Source organism: Candidatus Methylacidiphilum fumarolicum (genome assembly GCF_949774925.1).
GTDB lineage: Bacteria > Verrucomicrobiota > Verrucomicrobiia > Methylacidiphilales > Methylacidiphilaceae > Methylacidiphilum > Methylacidiphilum fumarolicum.
The window spans coordinates 2,239,307-2,262,814 of record NZ_OX458932.1 but is presented as its reverse complement, the minus strand read 5'-3'; the positions used below and the strand labels follow the sequence as shown (position 1 = coordinate 2,262,814).

The window sequence follows — 23,508 nt, the reverse complement described above, 5'->3', positions numbered from 1 at the left end:
GATTAACTATTAAAAGGAGGTAACCAATGGCTGCCAAACAATTGATTTTTGATGAATCTGCTAGGCATTCCCTTTTGCGTGGTATCGAAAAGTTAAGTAAGGCGGTTAAATGCACGCTTGGTCCAGCAGGACGCAACGTTATACTTGATAAGAAATTCGGTTCCCCTACTATCACAAAAGACGGTGTAACTGTTGCCAAAGAGGTTGAATTAGAGGATCCATGGGAAAACATGGGTGCTCAATTAGTAAAGGAAGTAGCTTCAAAAACAAGTGATGTTGCAGGGGATGGAACAACAACAGCCACCGTTCTTGCTGAATCGATATACAAAGAAGGCTTGAAAAATGTTACAGCAGGGGCTAATCCAATGGATCTTAAGCGGGGAATTGACAAGGCTGTACACGCTGTAGTCAAGCAACTAAAAGATATATCTCATATTGTCAAAGGAAAAGAAGAGATCAAGCAGGTGGCTACGGTTTCTGCAAATTGGGATACTTCTATAGGGGAAATCATTTCTGATGCCTTAGATAAAGTAGGAAAAGATGGAACAGTAACTGTCGAAGAAGCCAAACACATTGAAACAACTCTGGAAGTTGTGGAAGGCATGCAATTCGACAGGGGGTATATTTCTCCATATTTTGTCACAAACGCTGAAGAGTTAGAAGCGGTCTTAGAAAATGCCTATATTCTGATCCATGAGAAAAAGATTTCCAGCCTCAAGGATCTATTGCCACTGCTAGAAAAAATAGCTAAGGCGGGTAAGCCACTGTTGATTATTGCCGAAGATGTGGAAGGTGAAGCTTTAGCTACACTTGTTGTCAATAAGCTAAGAGGAACTTTGCAGGTTTGTGCTGTTAAAGCTCCTGGATTCGGGGACAGAAGAAAAGCAATGCTCGAAGATATTGCCATATTGACAGGTGGACGCTGCCTCACAGAGGATCTGGGTATAAAGTTAGAAAACGTGCAACTCGAAGATCTTGGGAGGGCTAAAAGAATCGTCGTGGAAAAGGAAAATACCACGATCATCGAAGGTGCTGGAAGCAGAAGTGAAATCCAGGGAAGAATCAATCAGATCAAGAGGCAGATAGAAGAAACCACTTCGGATTATGATCGAGAAAAGCTCCAAGAAAGACTTGCTAAGCTGGCTGGGGGTGTTGCGGTGATCCAGGTTGGAGCTGCAACGGAAACGGAACTCAAAGAAAAGAAAGCTAGAGTAGAAGATGCTCTCCATGCAACAAGGGCTGCAGTAGAAGAAGGCATTGTCCCAGGTGGTGGAGTTGCTTTGTTGAGATGCCAGAAAGCGATCGAGGAGCTTTCTTTGAAAGGAGATGAGAAAATCGGCGCTGATATCGTCTATAAGGCGCTAGAATATCCTCTGAGAACCCTAGCTTATAACGCCGGGCTAGAAGGGAGCGTTATTGTTAACGAAGTGAAAGCTAGAAAAGGGAACGAGGGCTTTGATGTGGCTACACATAAATTTGTAGACATGTTTGAAGCTGGCATCGTTGATCCGACTAAAGTTACCAGAACGGCTCTTGAAAATGCCGCTTCTATTGCTGGCTTACTGCTTACTACGGAGGCGATGGTTACTGAAATTCCTGAAAAGGAAAAGAAACCAGCCGTCCCATCTGCCGGCGGTGGAATGGGTGATATGGAGTATTAAGTTAGTAGATTCTAGAAACAAGCCAGGACGAAAATCCTGGCTTGTTTTTTTTATTATCAAAATTCTGTTCTTTAAAGGAGAAATGGGAATCTTTTCTATTCAAATGCAAAAAAATCTCTTGAAAAACTAGTCTTTAAAAATTTTTTTTAATTAAAATCCAGGAACATTACTGCATCGAAGCTGGTCATTCACAAAATCTGAGAATTGGAAAATCACAGTGAGGTGGTAGGTGCGGTGCATAGATGTCCTCTATTGCCTAGGATCAAGGGGGGCGTTTCCAAAACGATTCATAAATGACCATCTAAGGAATTCCTTGAAATAATATACTTCCTGGACATGGGCCAACGCTTTCAAGTTGCTCTTACAAGCATTAAGGACATTCTGAAAGGACAGGGGATTCTTTCTGAAAAGATTATACGGCTGGCTATAGGGACTAATGGCTCATCTCCTTCGAGGAATCGAGGAGTTTCGTCTATCTGTTAATGTTATAAAGAACAAGTTTGAAGAATAATGCTTTTACTTTTTTATATTACCATTTAACTAGAAATAAGAAAATGTCAGTTTTCTTTTCACTTTACTGGTGGATTTATGTGGAGAAAAAATGGCTCATTTTTCGTTGTATATGGTAGATAAAATAAGGTTCCTAGTTGCTTTTTACTTTTTGTGGTTTCCCAGTTGGGTCCATGCTCAAGTTGACAGGAAAGATATAGAGGAAATTCTTGTGGATAAAGAGCAAGCTATGGATGGAAAGGCTACAAAAACCTGGGCAAAAGATTTATTTATAGGTTTCTTTTCTGGAGGCTTTTGGCCTTCAGTATCTAGAACCTCTGCTTCGGCATACTTTCCAACTGGTAGAATTGAACATGCAGAGGGATATACTCAGCCTCATGCAGGATATTTTGGGGGGCTATATTTAGGATACGATTTTAAAGAAGCTGCTATCGGCCTTTTTTCTGATAAAAGATGGAAAGCAATTCCAGCTGTAGCCTTTGTCTTAAACTATGGACAGATAAGTTCTTCTGGATTCTCTTATAATTCCTTATCCGCGACTCCATCGTATGCCAATGGTACTAGTCAGTCTTTTATTCCAGAAATTGCTGGCGTCGTCAATTTTTCTAATGCCACTCGATTTGTTCCATTCGTAGGGGTAACTCTTGGGGCGGCGTTAAATTGGCTTATCGATGAAAGTATTCTTGGACCACATGCGGAGGAACTTCTGGTTCCTGGACAAAGCTCGTTTGCTCTAGCTTTTACCTCCAAATTGATTGGAGGATTGGCTGTAAGACTTTTCCCTCATTGGGATTTGATCATTGCCTATACCACTAGGTTCATTGCTCCAATGGATTTTACATTTCAAGGTTCTCCGCAGGCCGGATTTCATACCTTGGTTTCTCACTCTGGCTGGTACCAGGATTTTGAAGGATGGGGGGCTATTCAATATAATTTCTGGCCCTAAAGATTAAAGGAAATCAGAATAGCTAGTGACATTATCGGGGCTGCATAAAAAATTCTTAAAACTCTCCAATTCTGTACAATCAGCTAGTGGTGAATAAGGTGATTTTTAAGAATAGCTCCTATAGGTTTAATCCAACACGCATTGACTTGTGGAGGAGCTTCTGCTGGTCCACTGCTTCCCCTTTTAATAAACTAGATAATCCATATTCTCATCGTTTATTTCAGTTGGGAATATTGGTATAATAAAACATTATGAAAAGACGAAGCATTGTTTTTTTATGGCTGTCCTTTTTTTTATTTGCTGGTGGTTTTTTAATAGAGTCCCATGCTCAATCCTCTGCTTTAAAAATAAATTGTAACTGCGCTGCTAAGTGCGCCCATGCTAAAAACTGTTTTGGTTTTAAGGCAAAATGCAATCATGGAAAAAAGAGCTAAAAGATTGCCAACGGCCTTGTCATAGAAAAGGAGCCCGCAGACAATCAATCCAAAGAGGGAAGATAATCCTTCTCTAAAAATAAAGTGGCATGAGATTTAAGGATTTCTAATGCTTTTTCAGGCTCGGTCTGAGGCAAGCTACACTGGCCTCTTGCACAGATATAGGCAATAGGATATCCTGGATAAACTGAAAGAAGATTAGAATAAAAATCTATAGATTTGAAAGTTCTGGGTACTCCTTGGCGAGGATCAAGAACTAAAAAGAGCCGATTAGGAATGAGCACACTGGATAAGGTATTGAAGAGGGCTCTTGTTTTTAAGTCATCTTTTTCTCCCACAATAATAATTTCGATGGGTGGAACTGAGTATTCCAGATAAACTCCTAGAAAATAAGGCAATGCGGTTGGAAATCTTTCTAAGATAGGCCAGGCGCTGTTAAACAATTCTTCTAGCCTTTTTTTCCATTTTTCTTCTCCGGTTATGCTGAAAAGCTTCCATAGAGCATACGCTGATAGAGAAAGGGTCGCAGGTTCTGCTCCATCATATTCTTCTCTTGTTTGAATGATCGTTGCTGCCGTTTCGACGGCTCTCGAAAGATATTGATGTCTGTAGGGATCAGCGAATTTTTCTTCGAGCAGCTCTTGAAACATTTTTGCTTGCAGCAGCCATTTTTCATCTTGATCGGCTTCAAAAAGGTCAAGTAGAGAGGCGGCGAGAGAAGCATAGTCAGAAGCAAAGCCTGGGATAGATCCTCTGCCATTGCGATAAATACGGTAAAGGATTTTACTATCGGCATCCCAAAGATGCTCTAGAATAAAATCTGCTGTTTTTTTAGCTTCGTTTAAATAGCGACTGTCAGCTAACACCATGTAAGCCTTTGCCAGAGCAGAGATCGCATAACCGTTCCAAGCAGTAATAATTTTATCGTCTAAGAAAGGCTTAGGTCGTTTCAATCTGGCTTCTTTTAGGGCGGTTTTTGCTTTTAATAAAAGATCTTTAGTTTCTTCTATTGGCATTTTGAGCTCTTCGGCTAACGCTGAAAGCGGTTTAGAAAAAAAGAGCATGTTTTTTAACCGCATGGATGGTTCAGTTCCTAATCCTTCTGCAAGATTGCCTTGATTGGTGGCTCCAAAGAATGAAGCCAATACTTTACTTCGTTCTTTCCCTACCACCTCCTCGAGAATTTTTTCAAGTTCTTCCATAGTCCACAAATAATAGGCTCCTTCAGCTTTTTCTCCTGAAGAATTCAGGCTGTCTGCGTCTTCGGCTGAATAAAATCCTCCAGCAGGATTATAGAGATGGCTAAAAAGATATTCGAAAAGAGCAGTGGCCGTTTCTTTAAAAAGAAAGTCACTAGTCATTTGGAAAGCTTCCAAATAGGCTGAACCTAGATGAGCTTGATCATAAAGCATCTTTTCAAAATGTGGTAGTCGCCACTGTGCATCTACGGAATATCTGTGAAATCCCCCTTCCAAGATATCATGGATGCCTCCGCAAGACATTTTTTGTAGAGTAAAAAGGGCCATCTTCATAGCCTTATTTTGGAGGGGATCAGGGAGTTCTTTGAAGGAACCAGCCCTAAATAAAAAAAAGAAAAGGTTAGGACGTGGGAACTTCGGAGGAGGCGAAAAGCCACCATACACTCTATCAAAATTGCCCCAAAGTTGTTCTACTGTCTTTCTTGCTATCTGTGTTAAATTTGGCTGGCTTTCAATTTCTATAGAACAAAGGATGCTTTCTCGCATTTTATTAAGTATTTCCTGACCCTGTTGTTGAAGAGCCGATCTGTGAGATTGCCAAAGATTGGCAATTTTTTTAAGCAAATCAATAAATCCAGGCCGTCCCCATTTACTTTCTAGAGGAAAATAAGTGCCGCCAAAAAATGGCTCTAAATCAGGTGTCAACCAGACACTCATAGGCCATCCTCCTTGTCCACAAAAAGCTTGGACAAATTCCATGTAGAACTGATCAATATCGGGTCTTTCTTCTCTATCTACTTTTACAGGTATATAAAAAGCGTTGAGCAGTTCAGCAACTGTTGGATTTTCAAAAGATTCTTCAGCCATCACATGACACCAATGACAGGTTGAATAGCCAACAGATAGAAAAATTGGCCTATTGAGTTCCTTTGCTTTTTGAATAGTTGCTTCCGTCCATGGCTGCCATTGGACGGGGTTGTGGGCATGTTGGAGTAAGTAAGGACTTTTTTCTTTGCTTAGAGTATTCATGAATGAGTGTCTATTTGGAAAAGAACAGTTCTTAGAAACAAAAATCAGTTCTTTATTTTTTTATATCTTCGGATAATTCTATTAGAAAGTCAATTTTCCCTAACTATCTGTTCAAAGAGGAGCTACATTTTAGATTTGAAAAAGAGAGGGAGGATAAGAATGGCTTGGCGAATCAATCGCCTCTCTTTATTTTCCTTTCTGCTGCTATGGATACCAGTTCTTGCCTTAGCCTATGGAAAAGAAAAAAAGAGAGTCGAACTTTTTTTGACAGCAAGCCAAGCGGAGCTCATAGGAAAAAAAATCTGGGAAAATGAGTCTGGTGGAAAAGTATCCGGGTTACTGGCATGGAATGTAGGCGAGGATTTCGCTTCTTTGGGCATATGTCATTTTATATGGTACCCAGCCGGAAAGAAAGGTCCTTTTGAAGAAAGTTTCCCTCGCTTCTTAGAGTTTGCCCTTGAGAATGGAGCTAAGCTGCCTAGGTGGTTAACTCCTCAATCCAATTGCCCTTGGTCTACGCGCACAGTTTTTTATGCTGCGGAAGGAGGTAGGCAGATGGAGGAATTAAAGCTTTTTTTATTAGATACAATTCCTCTTCAGATTCAGTTTGCGATTCTGAAACTAAAAAATGCTTTACCCAAAATGTTGGCGCTGAGTCCTGCAAACGAAAAGAAAAAAGTGGAAGAGAATTTTATTTTGCTTTCTCAATCTCCAAGGGGGGTATACGCTTTGGTAGATTATGTGAATTTTAAAGGGGATGGAACTTGGCCAACCGAGAGGTATAAAGGGAAAGGATGGGGTCTTTTACAAGTTCTGGAAGAAATGGATGGGGGAGATCCGATCGATGCATTTTGCCAGGCAGCTGAAAACGTGCTAAAGAGAAGAGTAAAAAATGCACCCCCAAGTCGTCATGAGGAAAGATGGCTTGCAGGCTGGATCAACCGCATTGAAACTTACCGTCATTAATTCAATCAACGTCATGATAGTGTTAAACAAGGGAAGACAAAAGACAAAAACCTTTCTTTGGCCGATCTTTTGTAGTCTTTTGTTTTTAGCTTTTCCCATTCAAAAGCTTTGGGCATGGAACTTTGAAAAACAAATTGATCAAGTGGTGACTTTTATTCAAATGATGAAAAATCGATATAAGGATAATGTGCCAGAACCGATCTTCCAAGAGGCAAAAGGCATAGGGTTTGTCAGTCTCTACCAGGCGAGCTTATTCATGAAAGAAAGACAAGGGGTTGGATTGATTATAGTTCGGCTTCCTGAAGGACGTTGGTCAGGCCCATTGGCAGTAAAGGTATCGGGATGGGACTTGGGGCTCAGCGTAGGTTTCCTATCTGCGGATCTATTGTTGGTGATCAATACCCAGGAAACAATAGATTTGCTAATCAAGGGGACCAAATGCAATATCGGTGTTGGGCAGAGTGCTCAACCAGGATTAGTTGAATTAACGGAAGACCAAGCCACTTCTCCGACCGCTGCCGTTTATGTCTATCTAATTTCTAAGAAAAAGTTGAAAGGGATTGCCATAGGAAATATTGATCTGATAGCTGATCCCGAGACAAACTGGAAGTATTATCAAACCAAGTGCATACCTTATCAAATCCTTTCAGGAAGAATTGCTGTTCCTGAAAGTGGTCAGCGATTGATTCAGGCTCTCTTAGAGCCCTATCGAAGTTTGCCAGTAAAACCAGCAGAAAGGGTTGTAGCTTCTCCGCCATAAGCTTCTTTGAATTTTTCTGCTAGCTCACCGAAGGTGGCTTTTCTTGACGTATGGGAATTTCTATTTCCATTGTTGTTCCTTCTCCAAGGTTACTCTTTGCCCTGATTTTCCCTCCATGAAGTTCAACAATTTGCTTGGTGATTGAAAGGCCTAATCCTGTACCCCCTTCTGTATTCCTAGACTTGTCTCCGCGATAAAATCTGTCGAAGATAAATGGTAGGTCTTTTGGAGAAATGCCAATACCATTATCAGTAATTTTAAGGACAAAGTATTGATCGTTTCTCTGCGCTTCAATGAGCACTTTTCTAGGGGGAGAGGAAAATTTGACGGCATTATCAATCAAATTATAAACAGCTTGTTGGAACCAAAAAGGATCAACCTCTACGGGTGGCAAGTCTTTTTCAATAACCAGATTAACCTGACATTCTTTTTGCTGAAAAAGGGGATGGAGCTCTTGAAGGGTTTCTTCAAGGAGATCTTTCATAATGAAAGGGGAAGGTTCAATGGTCAGGTTGCGTGATTCAAGCTTGGCCAAAAGCAAAAGATCTTCGATTAAAGCAGAAAGTCTAACACAATGTTTTTTTAGAATTTCGTAAATCCTTTTTGTTTCCGCTTTTGATAGTTTGGGATTTTCTATTAAAGTCTCGACATATCCTTTAAAAATGGACAATGGAGTCCGCAGCTCATGGCTTACATTGATTACAAATTCTTTTCTTGCCTCTTCGAATTTTCTTCTTTCTGTGATATCTCGGAAGACAAGAACCATTATATTGCTAGCAATATCTGTATTTTCATTCACAACAGGCACAGCATCCACAACAAAATATCCAGTTAAATTGCTTCTATTGTCAGTTCCTAGAACTTCCTGCGAGAGGGGTTTTTGGCTTTCAAATGCCTCTTCGATGATCCGCTCTACTTCTGGTAATTGAATCAATTCAAGAAGCTTTTTGCCTTGGGGATTGGCCGTTAAGCCTAAAATGTTTTTGAAGGAATCATTGGCTAATTTTATGAAATGATTGCGGTCAATTATAGCGATGCCTTCGGTCATCGATTTTAAAATAGTGTTTAAATTAATTTCTTCTTCTTTGGATGTGCGTATAAGAGAGTGAAATTCATTGGAGATAGCTTCAAGATTCCTAGATATGGCTGAGAGGGATGGATCTCCAGAAAGCAAAAAAGAAGAGGGGATCTGTTTGTTCCTTAGAGAGTGGGTTATTTTTTCTATTTTCCGGATTTTAGAAAGCCAAAAGTGCTGTCGAAGAATAAAGAGAGTAAGGAATACTCCGGTTAAAACAAAAAGAAAACTGAGAGTCAGCCAAAGCATAATCCTAATGAAGTGCTAAAAACAGATCCAACAGGCAAAGAGCACAACAGCCTTAAGTTGTTTTTTTATATCTATATCCAATGCCTCTAACTGTTCTAAGAAATTGTGCTGCTCTCCCAAGCTTATCTCTTAGCCTTCGGATATGGGTGTCGATCGTTCGTGTATCAATAGTCTTTTCGTATCCCCAGACTTCCTTAAGCAGTTCTTCTCGGGTTTGGACTGCCCCTTCTTTTTCCATCAGAGTAGAGAGCAGCCGGAATTCAATTGGAGTCAGCTCAATTCTTCTCTTTTTATAGTAAGCAACTTTATCAATCGGATCGAGTCTGATTTGATCGTCATGTTCGGCTTGTCCAACGGGGCTTTGGATTTCAAATCGTCTACGGAGGACGGATTGGATTCTTAAGATAAGTTCTCTAGGGCTGAATGGCTTGGCTATGTAATCATCTGCTCCCAGCTCTAAGCCTAAGATTCTATCTGATGGATCAGATTTTGCTGTTAATATCACAATCGGAATAGCTGCCGTATCGGGATCTTTTTTTAAATACTTACAAACATCAATCCCAGAGAATTCAGGGATCATAAGATCGAGAACGATCAGATCTGGCAATTGTTTTCTAGTAACTCGTAGGGCTTCCATACCTTCTTTTGCCACAACCGTTTCAAAGCCCTGAGCTTTAAGATGCATACAGATCAATTCCGACACATCTTCTTCGTCTTCAACCACTAGTATTTTTTTCTTTTTTTTATCTGTACCCATACTAACTATGTATGCGGTTCAAAATTAATCGAAACAAAAGGAAAAAAGAGATATTCTTGGGAAAGAATCTTCCGTTGGCATTAAAATATAAAAAACAATACATAATAAAGAGAAAAATGTATAAAAAAAACTCTTTTTTAAGATCGCTTTTTTAAAAGAAAATGTATAAGAAGAAGGCTGTTTATTTTTTTCCTTTAATTGAATGCAAATCTAGGTATATTAACAAAAAAGAAAGCTTTTTTATAGATCTCTTTTTTCATTGAATTTTCTTAATGTTTACGTTGTTTTTTTGCATTAAACCAATCGAACGAATACTATGTCGCTAGATTCTTCTGATATTTCTACATTGCCGAAAGTTGAAGTTGGCTACGATGCTTCCCAGATAGAAAAATTAGAGGGCTTGGAAGCTGTAAGGAAAAGGCCTGGGATGTACATTGGCCCTACCGATGAAAGAGGGTTGCATCATTGTGTCTTTGAAGTCCTTGATAATTCCATTGATGAACATTTAGCTGGCTATTGTAGCCGGATTGAAGTGACCATCCATGTGGATGGGTCGATTTCCATTTTAGATAATGGCCGAGGCATTCCTGTAGAGCCGCATCCAAAGTTTAAAATCCCTGCTGTGGAATTGGTATTAACCAATCTTCATGCTGGGGGCAAGTTCAAACAAGGTGTCTATAAATATTCGGGGGGACTGCATGGGGTAGGGGCAAAATGTGTCAACGCATTGTCGGAATGGTTTAAAGTGGAAGTTTTCAGAGACGGCAAAGTCTACAGGATGGAGTTTCGAAGAGGGAAAACTTCTCGACCATTAGAAGTGGTTGGCAAAACCCAGAAGAGGGGAACTTTGATTACTTTCAAGCCAGACCCTGAAATATTTACAACGCTTGAATTTAAAACAGAGATTATTGCTAAAAGGCTCAGAGAGCTTGCCTTTCTTAATCCGGGACTTGAAATTTTGCTTCTTGATGAAAGGACAATCGATGGGTCTAAACCGAATGCCTTTCGGTTCTTTTTTAAAGAAGGCATTGTTGAGTTTGTCTCTCAATTTGCTCAAGATCTCAAGCCGCTTTGTCCTAAGCCGATTGTTATTCAAAAACAAAAAGAGGATCTGATCCTTGATTGTGTGCTGCAGTATACGGAAGGCTATACGGAACAGATTTTTTGTTATACCAATGGTATCCCTAATCCTGATGGGGGAAGCCATCTTTCTGGCCTAAAAACAGCCCTCACCCGATCGATTAATCAATACGGTAGAGCTAATAATCTCTTTAAAGAGAAGGATCCTCAATTGAGTGGGGAAGATGTAAGAGAAGGATTAGTTTGCATTCTTTCCTTAAAGCATCCCAACCCAAGTTTTGAATCGCAGACGAAAGTTAAGCTTGTCTCCCCAGAAGTCGAAGGCATAGTCGCTTCTCTTGTTTATGAGGGGATGATGAATTACCTGGAGTCCAACCCTCAAAGCGCTAGGAAAATTGTCGAGAAGGCATTGACGGCGGCTAGAGCCCGAGAAGCAGCTAAAAAGGCTAGGGAAGCAGTTCGTAAAACGGCTTTAAGCGGTGGTGGATTGCCCGGTAAACTAGCCGACTGTTCGGTAAGAAATCCGCAAGAAGCAGAACTTTTTATCGTGGAAGGTGATTCTGCTGGTGGGTCAGCAAAGCAGGGCAGGAATAGGCAGTTTCAGGCTATTCTTCCTATTCGAGGTAAACTGATCAATGTAGAAAAAGCCCGCTTAGATAAGGTGCTTAACAATGAGGAGATCCAGACGATTATCACAGCGATTGGAACGGGAATTGGCGAGGGAGATGGTGAAGGGGCTTTTCTGTTAGAGAGATTGAGGTATCACAAAATCATTTTGATGACTGATGCAGATGTAGATGGTTCGCATATTCGCACCTTGCTTTTAACCTTTTTTTACCGACAAATGCCTGAGCTTATTAACCACGGTCATATCTATATTGCGCAACCTCCTCTGTATCTTATCGACAAAAAAAAGGAAGAACAATATGTCCAGAACGACGAGGAGCTTAACAGAATACTGCTTGAACAGGGAGTAAAAAATGTCGAGCTTTCCATTGTCGGGGAACAAAAGGTCTTTCGTGGGGAGATCCTTCTATCGTTGTTATCGAAACTTGAAAAACTTAGTCAATTTTGCAAATATCTTGAACTTCATGGCGTGGACTTCGATTTATTGCTTTCTAAAAAAGATCCCCAAAGCGGCAAACTTCCTGAACATATTATTCGGGTGTGGGAAAACAATCAGGAAAAACTTTTCTTTTTCTTTGATGACAGAGAGTTAGGTCGTTTTGCTGAAGAAAATCCAGATCTTTTGCTTTTTGAAGCGGCTGGGATAGAAAATGGGGCATCTATAGTTGATTCCTCTGAGCGGAATGGAGTGGATAGCAAGCGTCGTGCGGCCTATGTAGAACTATTTGAAAGTCCTATCATGATGAAGATCCTCGATGAGCTTACGCAGCTTGGATTTGAAATCAAAAGCTACAGATCCAAAGAGCATCCTCTCTATAGAATGGTTGTTAAGAAGGGAGAGAAAGGGGAGAAGCTTCTCGATATTTTTTCAATTGGACAAATATTGGATGTCGTAAAAGAAAATGGTAGAGAAGGAGTCGAAATCAAACGGTTTAAGGGACTTGGAGAAATGAATCCTAAGCAGCTCTATGAGACAACGATGGATCCTCAGAAAAGAAAATTGCTGAAGGTAGAGATTGCCGATGCTATTGAGGCTGAAAAAATATTTATCACTTTAATGGGCGAAGAGGTTGAGCCAAGGAAACGTTTCATAGAAGAAAATGCTCTTCAGGTAAAAAATTTAGACATTTAAAAAGAAAACAATCTTAAGAGATGACTGGTGAAGCCTATGGCGCAGAATTCTGAAAACAACGAGCAACTATCAATCAGAGATAACGCTCCTGTTCGGATGGTAGATGTATCCGAGGAGATGAAGAGTTGTTTTTTAGACTATGCGATGTCGGTGATTATTTCAAGAGCCTTACCGGATGTAAGAGATGGATTAAAACCTTCCCAGAGAAGAATTCTTTTTGCTATGCACGAGCTTGGGCTAGCCCCTAATCGCAAGCATTTGAAATGTGCAAAAATTGTTGGAGAAACAATGGGGAATTTTCATCCTCATGGTGATCAAGCTATCTATCCAACACTTGTTCATATGGCTCAACCATGGGCAATGCGGGAAGTGCTCATCGATGGGCAAGGCAATTTTGGTTCCATTGAAGGCGATCCACCGGCAGCCATGCGGTATACTGAAGCCCGACTTTCTCCAGCTGGAGCTTTGCTCATGGCGGATATGGAGAAGGACACGGTTGATTTTGTTCCCAATTACGATGAAACGAAGATGGAGCCAGCGGTTTTCCCGGCTGCCTTCCCTAATTTAATTGTTAATGGAGGAACGGGAATTGCTGTGGGAATGGCTACCAATATTCCTCCCCATAATCTTTCTGAGACTATTGATGCATTGGTTGCGTTGATTGATCAACCAGGTCTTTCTGCTGAAGATCTTCTCCAATACATCCAAGGCCCGGATTTTCCTACTGGTGGAGTTATCTTGGGGAAGGAAGGCATTGTCAGTTATTTTACTACTGGGAGAGGTAGTCTGAAAGTAAGAGGGGAGGTGCATTTTGAGGAGTTAAGAGGGGGCAAGTCGGCAATTATTATCGACGAAATTCCTTATAATGTCAACAGAGCTGCTTTGGTTGAAAAAATTGGAGAACTTGTCAACCAAAAGATTATTCCAGAAATTGCGGATATACGGGATGAATCCGACGAGAATACTCGGGTAGTGATAGAACTCAAAAGGGATGCCATACCAAAGGTTGTCATTAATAATCTCTACAAACACACGCCCCTACAGACCACTTTTGCTGTGAATATGGTCGCAATTGATCGATTGCGTCCTAAATCACTCAATTTAAAAGAACTTCTTTTTTGTTACTTAGATCATAGGCATGAGGTCGTAGTCAGAAGAACCCGATTTGATTTAAACAAGGCCCTGGAGCGAGCAGAAATTCTTGAAGGCTTTTTGATTGCCTTAAGCCAGCTTGAAGATTTTATTCGATTAATAAGAGAATCAACGAATCGAGAAGAAGCTCGAAAAAAGCTTTTAGAGTTAAAATTTCCAGTCCGTTTGCTTGAAACGCTTGGCATAGTCATTGCCCAGGATAGAATAACAGAGGAAGGAGTCTATAGCCTCAGCCTAAGACAGGTGGAAGCCATACTGGATTTGCGTCTTTATCAACTCACTGGGCTCGAAAGGGGGAAAATAGCCTCTGAATATGCTGAATTGCTTGAAAAAATTGAGCAATTTAAAGCGATTTTGGGAAGCGAAGAGAAAATTTGGGCGATTGTAAAGCAAGAGCTTTTGGAAGTCAAAGAGAAGTATGGCAATCCTAGAAAGACGAAGATTCTCCAAGAGGCAGGGGAAGTTAGTTTCGAAGACTTAGTGGCTAACCAGCGGGTTGTCATCACTCTGACGCATAATGGTTTTATTAAAAGAACCAATCTTGATAATTACAGGTCCCAAAGAAGAGGGGGAAGAGGGGTAGTGGGAATGGCGACTCAGGAGGTTGGCAAAGAAGAGGAACAAGATTTTGTCGAAAACCTGATCAATGCTTCCACTCATGATTATTTGCTCTTTTTCACCACCGATGGCAGGGTTTACATTCAGAGAGTCTATGAGCTTCCAGAAAAAGAAAGAGCGAGCAAGGGCAAAAACATAGTCAATTTCCTTGAGTTAAAACCTACCGAGGAGATCGCTTCGATGTTGCGAATTGTTGCCAATTCCGAAGTTTCAGACTCAAGAGAGAGCTCATGGGACAAAAACGATTATATTTTTTTCTGTACCAAAAAAGGACGCGTAAAAAAGACCCCTGTTACCGATTTTCAAAATATCCGAAAAGGGGGCATTACAGCAATTAGTATTGATGAGAATGATAAACTCATCGATTGCATGTTTACCGATGGGCAAAAGGAGATTGTTTTAATTACCAAAGAGGGGCAAAGCATAAGATTTTCAGAAACCCTTGTTCGTTCCATGGGTAGAAATGCTGCGGGAGTCATAGGAATTAATCTTCGAGAAGGGGATGAAGTGGTTGGAGCGGCTGTGGTAGATGAGAGAGCGACGTTACTTGTTGTAGGAGAAAAGGGGATAGGGAAAAGAACTTCTTTTGAAGAATACCGTCGACAGAAGAGGGGAGGCTATGGAATAAAGACAATGAAAACCACTGAGAAGACAGGCAAGGTGGTATCGGCCAGGACTGTTTTTGAAGAAGATGAGCTGATGCTATTGACTCTCAAAGGCAATGTTATCAGAATTAAAGTAAAAGATCTCCGAAAGACAGGTAGAAATACCCAAGGGGTACGGCTTGTTCAATTGGATAGCGATGATAAAGTCACCTCGATTGCTCGAGTAGTTCCTGAAAAGGAGGAAGGTGAAGAGCCTTTGCTTCCTTAATTGTTTTGATACACTTCCTTTAGACTTTCTCCTTCCCACACAAAGATCAAGAATAGTTTCAGCGTGACCTCCTCCCACCTTTAAAAGAGTGGGCTTCCTCTTTCACCGAAGGAAACTTACACGAATAGCAGGGTTACCCCCCAGTATCCGTGCAGCGGTCTCCTTCTCCAGAGGCATTAGTTCGGACCGGTCCAGCCCTACGGCCAGGTGTTATAACACAACCATTAGAAATTTGTAACTTAATGAAGCCGCCTCTTCTCGCCACTCTTAAAAGTATGGGCTTTCCCGGCGTTCACTCGTAAATGTTCTCCCAAGCTCTGAGCCTTTTCCTCTCCATAGGCTCAAGACTGTAGAACACACAACCAAATCCTTCAGGCTTCCAAGTGGCATTTCTTTATATTCCCATGGCCATACCACCAAGGACTTGGCCACTGCTTTGATGTTGTTCATTCTGCCAGAGAAGAAAGATGCAAATATATGGAGAAGAGTAGGCAACAAGCTGCAATGAGGGTCTTAGTAGCTGTTCTTTAACTCTCTATGGCGAGGAGGAGCCAGCCGCTTTTTTGATTCTTTCATTAATGGCTTTTCCTAGACCTTCCTCTGGCAGGAGTAACGCATAGATTTTTTCTATACTGCTTTTGTCCAATTCTCGAAGCATTTGAAAAAAATTTGCGGCTGCTTCGATTAGTGATTTTTCTTTGGAAAGATTTTTGACAACTTTGAATCCTGACGTTTCCTCTCTTCCCCAGAAAATCAGGCCAGCGTTTTTTCTTTTCCAATAGGGAATCTCTGAGAGGGAGGAAATAATTTCCACTGGGACTGAGGGAGCATAGTGTTTAGGGAATCGGCCAGGTGCTAAGTTCCATGCTGTATTGGGAGCAGGGACGGTCAATGGACCTATTCTCTTTTCTATTTCCTCTTTAGTAATGGCACCGTATCGGAGCAACAAAGGAGGGTCATGAGCAAACGAAATGACTGTCGATTCAATACCCACTGGACATGGCCCCCCGTCAAGAATTAAAGGAATCAGATGGTTGAATTCTTCGAAGACTGCTTGTGCAGTCGTAGGACTAATTTTCCCAAATCTGTTTGCACTAGGCGCTGCCAGTGGTCTACCAAGTTTTTCGATTAGTTTTAGGGTTAGAGGATGTTTGGGTACCCTAAATCCAGCAAAAGGAAGCCCAGCCGAAACAATGTCAGGAATCGAATCTTTTTTTTCTAAAACCAAAGTAAGGGGACCTGGCCAATACGTAGTAGCGAGTAACCTAGCTGGTTCTGGAAGGTTCCGAACAAAGGCAAAAACATGGCTTGCACCATAACAGTGGACAATGACCGGATCTATTTTAGGCCTTTTTTTAAGTTCAAACAGTCGGGCTACAGCTTCGGAATTGAGTGCATCTGCAGCCAGGCCGTAGACCGTTTCAGTAGGGATAGCAACAACTTCTCCTTTCCGCAACAGTTCTATCGCCTTTTCGATTGCATTTTCTATTGGTAAAGCAGATCCTTGATTTTTCATTGGATAAATAAATAATGAAGACCTTTTTCATCTAAAGAAAGAACAGGGTGTGTATTGGTTAAAAAAGAACTAAAAAGTATAGATTTGATTCTACCTTTGGTAATATTTAAAAAGAAAGTCTTTTTAAAAAAAACCAACAATGGCATGGAATAATATTAGAGAATGAGAGTAGTGTTTATTGGTACAGGAGATTTTGGTGTTCCAAGTCTGGAAGCTATAGCTTTGGATGGGAGATACACAATTCCTGGGGTTATTACTCAGGCGGATCGACCTTTTGGCAGACAAAAAGAGCTTTTACCTTCTCCTATCAAAAGAGCTGCCCTGAAATTACATTTATGGGTTTTTCAACCTGAAAATATTAATTCTGCCGGTTCCATCCAGCAAATTCAGTTCCTAAAACCCGAAGTCATTGTTGTTTGTGACTATGGACAGATATTGTCTAAGGAGGTACTTAAGATTCCTTCTATTGGGATTTTGAACATCCATGGATCGCTTCTTCCTAAATATAGAGGGGCATCGCCAATCCAAGCTGCTATAAAGAACATGGATAAAGAGACGGGTGTAACTGTCATTTGGATGGATGAGGGGATAGATACGGGTGATATTTTAACAAGTGAAAAGCTATTAATTCGTTCGAATGACACGGCTGAATCATTGCATGATCGTCTTGCCGAATTAGGGGCACGATTGATTATTCAGTCTCTGGAGGCGATAAAGGCTGGGAAAGCGCCGCGGATTCCTCAGGATCATGCACTGGCTTCTTATGCAAAAAAAATAAAGAAAGAGGAGGCGCTGATCGATTGGACAAAAGATAAACAGGAAATTGATGCAATGGTCAGGGCTTTTAATCCATGGCCTGTGGCTTATACTACGTTGAAGATAGGAGAGGAGAAAAAGATCCTAAAAATTTACAAAGTAATTATTTCTCATCGGGCTAGAGGGAGTCCAGGGGAAGTTGTGCGCATAGATAAGCATGGAGTTTTAGTCGCTGCAGGGCGTGTTGGCGGTCTGTTGTTAAGAGAAGTTCAACTCGAAGGAAGGAAGAAAATGCATGCGGCTGACTTTGCTCGTGGGGCAAGACTAGCCATTGGCACGATTTTGGGACAAAAAGATGAGGATTAAAGCAGCTTGTACCTTGCTTGCAGCTATCAGCCTGGATGGCAAATTCCTCAGCAATGATTTTCCTACTTCTTTGCTTTGTCATAGATTATTACCTTTGGAGGCTAGCCCCGTTACTCTCTTTACAGATCTTCCGGTTCGTTTAGATGAAGACCAATTTATTCGGTTACAACCAATCAGTCTTAAAGCTTTTAAAGAGATTATAGCCAGAAGTAATCCCTTTTTTCTTTTAGGTTCTCCTGAGGCCAATAAAATGGCTTTGCTAGCAGGAGTCGTCCAAAGGATTTCATTGTTATGGATTCCTTCCTTTTATTTTGAAAGGAAGCAATGTCTTATTGGAGAAGTTGATTGGATGGATAAAAAAATGAAGTGGCATTTGGATTGTTGGAGAGTTTTTCCCGAAGGTTGTGCTTGTCATTATAACATTGCTGAACCTTAAGTTGTTTCATTATCTTCTAGAAGTTGTGTTTCTGTTACTATATAAAAAAGAAATGATGAAAAGGGTGGGTTTATTTTTATTAGCGGTTTTTTCTTTTGTAGTCAGTAGTTCTTTTGTTGCCTTTGCACAAAGACCTTTTAGCTTACCTAAGCAATTTTCCGTAATGCAAATTATTAAAGTCGGAGGAGGCGAAATTGTTCAAAAGATCTTTGTTGATGGAGATAAAATTAGAGTTGAAGGACCGACGGGAGTGCAGCAACAGATCAATATAATACGTAAAGACAAAAAGACGATTTATACTCTTTTTCCAGATGAAAGAATTTATTTTGAACATCCTGTCAAAGAGGAAACACCCCTTTTCGATATAACCCCAGGAGATCCTACTGCTAAATGGACTTCGGTTGGTACCGATACGCTTCAAGGGGTGCTTTGCGATAAATACTTGATGGAATCCAAAGCGGGAAAAGCCACTTTTTGGATTGGGAAGGAGACTGGAGCACCGGTTCAAATAATGCCAGAAAAAGGAAATGTATTGGTTGAGTGGAAGGATTATAAAGTGGGTCCACAGCCTGAGGAGCTTTTTGTTGTCCCATCAAATTATCAGCAAATAGAAAACTATACACTAGATTCAGAAGAAAAGAATCAGACAGCCCCTTCTGAAAAACAAAAGCCTCCTATTCCTCTTTCTCCTCATGATGCCCAATAATAAGGAAAAAAAAGAGCTTTTCCGGTGGAGAGCTTAGAGCCTCCGTTTTCTTTTCTGGGTTTATAAAACGGCTTGGGATTACCCATTCCCTTTAGGGGATTGGGATGAGAGCGCCACAACCTATGGTTATTTGCCTTGGCATGCCGCGATGTAACGACGAATGACTTCTACCGATACTGCCCTAGCCGCTCCCACATAATAGGCTTGCGTCCATAGATTTTCCCGGCTACGGAGGGTCTTGAGCTTCGGGATGCTCTCCTGAGAGCCCCACGGAACATGTAACTCTTAAGGAATCCCACGATCGATGAAGTCGCTCAACGAGGCGGGGCCGATACGAAGCAATGCCCCTGGTCGATGTCCGTTCTCAAAACTGGCAGCCGAAAGCCGTGTTGCCGGCAGCATTCGGCGAGCAGAGCCTTGCAGGCCGCCTCCATTTCACCGAATAGAATTCTGCGACGGTATTTTGGTATCCATACAAAGTGATAGGCGAGCTGATAATGCACCCATTGCGTTTTTCCGGTTTGCAATGGATCAGTCATAGCGCGAAGATAACACCTATAGAACGGATCCGCCTCCTATCCCTGAAGTGTATCTCCAAAAGAGAGGCTCCCCATCATTCAGCAAGGCAAGTTGGATGCGGTCAAGGTCTGGGAGACGTGTCGGAACGTGCATTTCAAGGCTCGCAAGACGAATGCGCCATGGCCCAGACGCGATAAATATCACAAAGCCACCGCCCGAGGTGTTACGCCTTGCATGCCCAAAGGGTCCAACAGATCTTTCGCGCCTTCGACGCAGCCGTGGAAGCAGTTCGCAGGAACCGCAGCGATGGCCGCAGGACTATCTATTATCCATATAAGGACAAGCGCTTTTCCCCTCTCATGTTGGCCGGCCTAACCAATGGGAATAAAGGAAAAGCGGATCGTTCTCCCTATGGGACGAGGAGGATCGTTTCTGATATTGCCGCGTCCCGCTTGGCTTTTGCATAAATCCGCTTGCCTGATCCTCTGGAATGACCTGCCCAACGAATGGCACATAACCTTGGTCGAATCGGCAGCTGATCCGAACTTGCAAGAGCCCACGGAACAGTGTGCCACGGTGGATTTCCGGCCAAATTCACCAGGCCATCATTGTCTCCAACAATGGGAACACTCTAGTCGTTTCCGGGAAAGTCTTGCGAACCATCAAACGGCTACGCAGTAAGCAACTCGGAGAAATCCAAAAAAAGCGCTTCCGATGCAGGAAGGGCAGCCGGCGAATGCGCAAGCTCGGACGAGCCAGAGCGAAGCGCACGCTGCGTCATAAACGCCGGATTTGCGACCTGCATCATAAAGGTATCCGGAAGATCATAGACTTTTACCTGTATCATGGAATTCAATCCATCTTCGCTGGTAACCCGGATGGAGTACGTTGCGGCGCCTGTAGACGCCGTCCCAACCAGCGGATGAGCCAGTGGGAATATGGTAAGGATTTGGACTATTTGAAGCAGAAGTAGAGCAAATCCGCATTGCGTGCTTCACCGGGGAGGAACGGGACACCTCCAGCCGGTGTCCGGAATGCGGCCATCGCCATAAGCCCAATGGGCGGAACTGGCGATGGTCTAAATGTGGCTTTTAGGGCCACCGGGATGTGGTCGGCGGCGTCAACAGGCACCCGCTGGCCTTCGGTCAGGTGATGCCATTTCCAATGCGCTTCACCTATCTGCGACCAGACCCTCTGCAAGGGCGGGCCGCCAGGATGAATAACCGGCAGCCTGGAAGCAGGTGTAGCCTGGACAACAGGCCAACGTTGTCTAGCTGAAGTACGGCCTCAAACGGCTATGATTCGTCAGCGGGTTCCCCACGGGAACCGCCCACAAGCCGTGCGTACTAGCTAGAAGCTCACCCGCTTCAGCGGGTTGAGAGTGTCACATCTATCATTATGTATTTTATCTAGTGGTATATGGGCTATTTTTCGTAAAGCCGATCTATCTCAAAGGCTATAACTCTATCAGACGATAGACTTCAAAAGAGCATACTATTCGGTATTTAGAAAAAGACTTTCGGGGGTCTTCTATTTTTTTCAAATTCTTGAGATCCTAAATGGTTGATTAGGTGGTTTTTCTATTTTTATCCTTTAAAAGCGAAGAATACCGCTCCTATGATTAACAGATAGGCAATAAAGAGATTCCAGCTAGGGGATTCTTTGAAAATGATCCAAGCAAGCAGGGTAAAGACTGCAAGAGTAATGCATTCTTGAAGCACCTTCAGTTGAGTCACGCTAAAAGAATACGATCCAATTCTATTGGCTGGTACCTGAAAAATATATTCAAAGAAGGCTAGTCCCCAACTCATCATAATGGCTGTAGGCAAAGGCTTGTGTCTGAATTTCAAGTGCAGATACCATGCCAAAGTCATGAATATGTTGGAAATAATTAAGAGCAAAATCGTTTTCATGGGTCTAGATGTAGATTGGTTTTTTTTAGGTTGCATAAAATGTTCTATGGCTCTCTTCTTTCCAAGCAAGACACCAAAAAAGAAAGTTCTGAAAAAAAACTAATCTCAGCTGTTTTTGATCACAGGCAAGGAAGAAAAATAAGAAACAAGCTTGTCATAGACTAATTCTCGTTGGCGATCAAGAATATTTTTAGCCTTTTATTAGCTTATCTAAACACTGGCTATCTTCTAGGGTGGTTACATCCCCTGAAATGTGCCCCTCACGACTGATTTCTTTAAGAAGTCTTCGAACAATCTTGCCACTTCGGGTCTTAGGCAATGCATCAATGAATCGAATTTCCTTTGGTCTTGCTATAGAGCCTATCTCTTTTACAACATGTTCCTTTAAAGCATTCTCTAAGTCCAATGATGAAGTCCATCCTTCTTTTAGTGTTACGAAGGCTATAAGAGCCTCTCCTTTTTCTGAATCAGGGACTCCAATGACTGCAGCTTCAGCAACTGCCGGATGACTAATGAGTGCGCTTTCTAATTCAGCAGATCCAATGCGATGTCCCGAGACATTGATCACATCATCGATTCTGCCTATAATCCAGAAGTACCCTTCTTCATCTTTATACGCTCCATCTCCTGTAAAGTATACTCCTGGGATTCTACTAAAGTAAATTTTTTTGAAACTCTCCTCATCACGATAGATGCCTCTTAGCATCGAAGGCCATGGTTTTTTAATGACCAACAGCCCATTTTTGCCAGCAGGCATGGGCTCACCTTTTTCATCAACGACCTCTGGTTCTATTCCAAAAAGTGGAAAAGTGGCTGAACCAGGTTTCATTGGAGTAACTTTGGGTAGAGGGGATATTAAAATAGACCCCGTTTCCGTTTGCCACCATGTGTCTACGATGGGACATTTTTCTTTGCCAATATTTTTGTAGAACCATAAAAATACATCGGGATTGATTGGTTCTCCAACACTGCCCAATAATCTCAAGGAAGAAAGATCATGTTTTTCTATCCATTGAGGCCCCCACTTGATAAAGGATCGGATCGCAGTAGGAGAAGTGTAGAATATAGTGATCTTGTATTTTTCGATAAGCTGCCAAAATCGATCATAAGAAGGAAAATCGGGAGCTCCTTCATAAATGAAAACGGATGCTCCGTTAGCTAGCAGACCATAGACTACGTAGCTGTGGCCAGTAATCCATCCAATATCGGCCGTGCACCAGTATAAATCATCTTCTTGTAGGTCAAATACAATCTTCGAACTGAAAGCCGTTTGAACCAAATAGCCTCCAGTGGAATGGACAACCCCTTTTGGTTTTCCGGTCGTGCCACTTGTATAAAGAATGAAAAGGGGGTGCTCACTGTCTAAGGAAACCGGCTCGCAAGTATTTTCAACTAAGCTGGCTTCTTCTTCCATCCAATAGTCTCTTCCATGGCACCATCCAGTGGGGGCCCCTGTCCTTTTAAAAAGAAGGACTTTTTGAATTTGTGTGGTGTGTTTAAGTGCTTCGTCCACACGCTCTTTTAAAGGAATGATTTTGCCTCTTCGAAAGCCGCCATCAGCGCTAACAATGACCTTGGCTCCACTATCAACTATTCGTTCAAGGAGGGACTTTGCACTGAATCCAGCAAAGACGACGCTATGAATAGCTCCAATACGAGCACAAGCAAGCATGGTGATGATTGCTTGGGGAATTAGAGGCATGAAAATGATCACCGTATCTGAGAAATTGACTCCATGCCTCCTTAGGACATTGGCATATCTAGCCACTTCTTGACTTAACTCTTGATAAGTGTAAGAAAGCCTTTCACCAAATTCTCCTTCCCAGAGTAGGGCTGTCTTATTTTTTCTATTTCCGCTTAAGTGCCTATCCAAGCAATTATAGGCTGCGTTAAGTTTGCCTCCACAAAACCACTGACAATGAGGGAATTGGCCATCGGAAACTTTAGTCCATGGTTCGAACCAGTCGATTTCTTTGGCTATATTTCCCCAGAAAAGTTCAGGATGAGCAATAGATTCTTTGTAGAGGGTAAAATACGTTTGCATGGAATCGACTAAATCGTTCTGCGAGCATGGGAGTGGAGAATAGATTTTTTTAATAGAGTAAGAATAAGAGTTGTCTTCTTTTATGGAGTCCATGGAAATGTCCTTCTCTTCTCATAATTAAACAGATATTCTTTTTCTTGAAAGAAAATTTACTACCCTTGTAAAGCAAGAAAAGAAAAAGAAA

At 41.8% G+C, this 23,508-nt stretch carries 18 protein-coding genes; 10 read left to right on the top strand and 8 right to left on the bottom strand.

Translation table 11 applies throughout. The features are described 5' to 3' along the window. The first annotated feature begins 26 nt into the window (after nucleotides 1-26). Nucleotides 27-1,661 carry a chaperonin GroEL gene (groL, locus tag QOL44_RS10275; RefSeq protein ID WP_009061558.1) on the top strand — a complete coding sequence of 545 codons (1,635 nt, stop codon included), beginning with the start codon at nucleotides 27-29 and terminating at the stop codon, nucleotides 1,659-1,661. A 601-nt stretch (nucleotides 1,662-2,262) separates the two neighbouring features. Next, nucleotides 2,263-3,117 carry a hypothetical protein gene (locus QOL44_RS10270; RefSeq protein WP_009061557.1) on the top strand — a complete coding sequence of 285 codons (855 nt, stop codon included), beginning with the start codon at nucleotides 2,263-2,265 and terminating at the stop codon, nucleotides 3,115-3,117. 478 nt (nucleotides 3,118-3,595) lie between these two features. On the opposite strand, the gene QOL44_RS10265 is transcribed toward QOL44_RS10270, so the two are convergent. Continuing rightward, complete coding sequence (locus QOL44_RS10265; protein WP_009061554.1) at nucleotides 3,596-5,779, bottom strand: thioredoxin domain-containing protein; 2,184 nt, start codon at nucleotides 5,777-5,779, stop codon at nucleotides 3,596-3,598. Nucleotides 5,780-5,938: 159 nt separating this feature from the next. Here QOL44_RS10265 and QOL44_RS10260 point away from each other — a divergent pair, with 159 nt between their 5' ends. Both QOL44_RS10260 and QOL44_RS10255 read left to right on the top strand, forming a co-directional pair. After that, complete coding sequence (locus QOL44_RS10260) at nucleotides 5,939-6,745, top strand: hypothetical protein (RefSeq protein WP_009061553.1); 807 nt, start codon at nucleotides 5,939-5,941, stop codon at nucleotides 6,743-6,745. Then, a complete protein-coding gene (locus QOL44_RS10255) occupies nucleotides 6,672-7,505 on the top strand; it encodes a lipid-binding SYLF domain-containing protein (protein WP_228343285.1) in 834 nt (277 codons plus the stop codon). The genes QOL44_RS10260 and QOL44_RS10255 overlap by 74 nt, the downstream gene beginning before the upstream one ends. Nucleotides 7,506-7,524: 19 nt before the next feature. Here QOL44_RS10255 and QOL44_RS10250 read toward each other — a convergent pair whose 3' ends face one another. Both QOL44_RS10250 and QOL44_RS10245 read right to left on the bottom strand, forming a co-directional pair. Beyond that, nucleotides 7,525-8,829 carry a sensor histidine kinase gene (locus QOL44_RS10250; RefSeq protein ID WP_009061550.1) on the bottom strand — a complete coding sequence of 435 codons (1,305 nt, stop codon included), beginning with the start codon at nucleotides 8,827-8,829 and terminating at the stop codon, nucleotides 7,525-7,527. A gap of 52 nt (nucleotides 8,830-8,881) precedes the next feature. Further along, the gene (locus QOL44_RS10245; protein ID WP_009061548.1) at nucleotides 8,882-9,586 is read right to left on the bottom strand and encodes a response regulator; all 705 of its coding nucleotides are present in this window, start codon (nucleotides 9,584-9,586) and stop codon (nucleotides 8,882-8,884) included. A gap of 316 nt (nucleotides 9,587-9,902) precedes the next feature. Here QOL44_RS10245 and gyrB point away from each other — a divergent pair, with 316 nt between their 5' ends. Then, nucleotides 9,903-12,425, top strand: a complete 2,523-nt coding sequence (gene gyrB / locus QOL44_RS10240) for a DNA topoisomerase (ATP-hydrolyzing) subunit B (RefSeq protein ID WP_009061545.1) — start codon at nucleotides 9,903-9,905, stop codon at nucleotides 12,423-12,425. Nucleotides 12,426-12,461: 36 nt separating this feature from the next. Then, nucleotides 12,462-15,068, top strand: a complete 2,607-nt coding sequence (gene gyrA / locus QOL44_RS10235; protein ID WP_009061544.1) for a DNA gyrase subunit A — start codon at nucleotides 12,462-12,464, stop codon at nucleotides 15,066-15,068. Nucleotides 15,069-15,603: 535 nt separating this feature from the next. Here gyrA and QOL44_RS10230 read toward each other — a convergent pair. Next, nucleotides 15,604-16,584, bottom strand: coding sequence for an L-threonylcarbamoyladenylate synthase (locus QOL44_RS10230; protein ID WP_009061542.1), 981 nt, complete (start codon nucleotides 16,582-16,584; stop codon nucleotides 15,604-15,606). A 162-nt stretch (nucleotides 16,585-16,746) separates the two neighbouring features. Between QOL44_RS10230 and fmt the strand changes: the two genes are divergently transcribed. The 3 genes from fmt to QOL44_RS10215 are packed head-to-tail and all read left to right on the top strand — an operon-like array spanning nucleotide 16,747 to nucleotide 18,848. After that, complete coding sequence (fmt, locus tag QOL44_RS10225; RefSeq protein WP_009061541.1) at nucleotides 16,747-17,706, top strand: methionyl-tRNA formyltransferase; 960 nt, start codon at nucleotides 16,747-16,749, stop codon at nucleotides 17,704-17,706. Next, nucleotides 17,696-18,142, top strand: a complete 447-nt coding sequence (locus tag QOL44_RS10220) for a hypothetical protein (protein ID WP_009061540.1) — start codon at nucleotides 17,696-17,698, stop codon at nucleotides 18,140-18,142. The genes fmt and QOL44_RS10220 overlap by 11 nt, the downstream gene beginning before the upstream one ends. A gap of 52 nt (nucleotides 18,143-18,194) precedes the next feature. Beyond that, nucleotides 18,195-18,848 carry a DUF4412 domain-containing protein gene (locus tag QOL44_RS10215; protein WP_134372736.1) on the top strand — a complete coding sequence of 218 codons (654 nt, stop codon included), beginning with the start codon at nucleotides 18,195-18,197 and terminating at the stop codon, nucleotides 18,846-18,848. Nucleotides 18,849-19,162: 314 nt separating this feature from the next. On the opposite strand, the gene tnpA is transcribed toward QOL44_RS10215, so the two are convergent. Both tnpA and QOL44_RS10210 read right to left on the bottom strand, forming a co-directional pair. Then, entirely contained in the window at nucleotides 19,163-19,387 is a 225-nt protein-coding gene (tnpA, locus tag QOL44_RS11395; RefSeq protein WP_079199579.1) for an IS200/IS605 family transposase, read from the bottom strand. 650 nt (nucleotides 19,388-20,037) lie between these two features. Continuing rightward, nucleotides 20,038-20,214: a hypothetical protein gene (locus QOL44_RS10210; protein WP_153300088.1), complete on the bottom strand. Its 177-nt coding sequence runs from the start codon at nucleotides 20,212-20,214 to the stop codon at nucleotides 20,038-20,040. A gap of 131 nt (nucleotides 20,215-20,345) precedes the next feature. On the opposite strand from QOL44_RS10210, the gene QOL44_RS11390 reads away from it, so the two are divergent. Continuing rightward, nucleotides 20,346-20,462, top strand: coding sequence for a zinc ribbon domain-containing protein (locus QOL44_RS11390; protein WP_079199456.1), 117 nt, complete (start codon nucleotides 20,346-20,348; stop codon nucleotides 20,460-20,462). Nucleotides 20,463-20,953: 491 nt separating this feature from the next. On the opposite strand, the gene QOL44_RS10205 is transcribed toward QOL44_RS11390, so the two are convergent. Both QOL44_RS10205 and acs read right to left on the bottom strand, forming a co-directional pair. Next, the gene (locus QOL44_RS10205; protein ID WP_009058169.1) at nucleotides 20,954-21,280 is read right to left on the bottom strand and encodes a DMT family protein; all 327 of its coding nucleotides are present in this window, start codon (nucleotides 21,278-21,280) and stop codon (nucleotides 20,954-20,956) included. Between the two features lie 190 nt (nucleotides 21,281-21,470). Next, a complete protein-coding gene (gene acs, locus QOL44_RS10200; RefSeq protein WP_009058171.1) occupies nucleotides 21,471-23,417 on the bottom strand; it encodes an acetate--CoA ligase in 1,947 nt (648 codons plus the stop codon). Nucleotides 23,418-23,508: the final 91 nt, after the last annotated feature.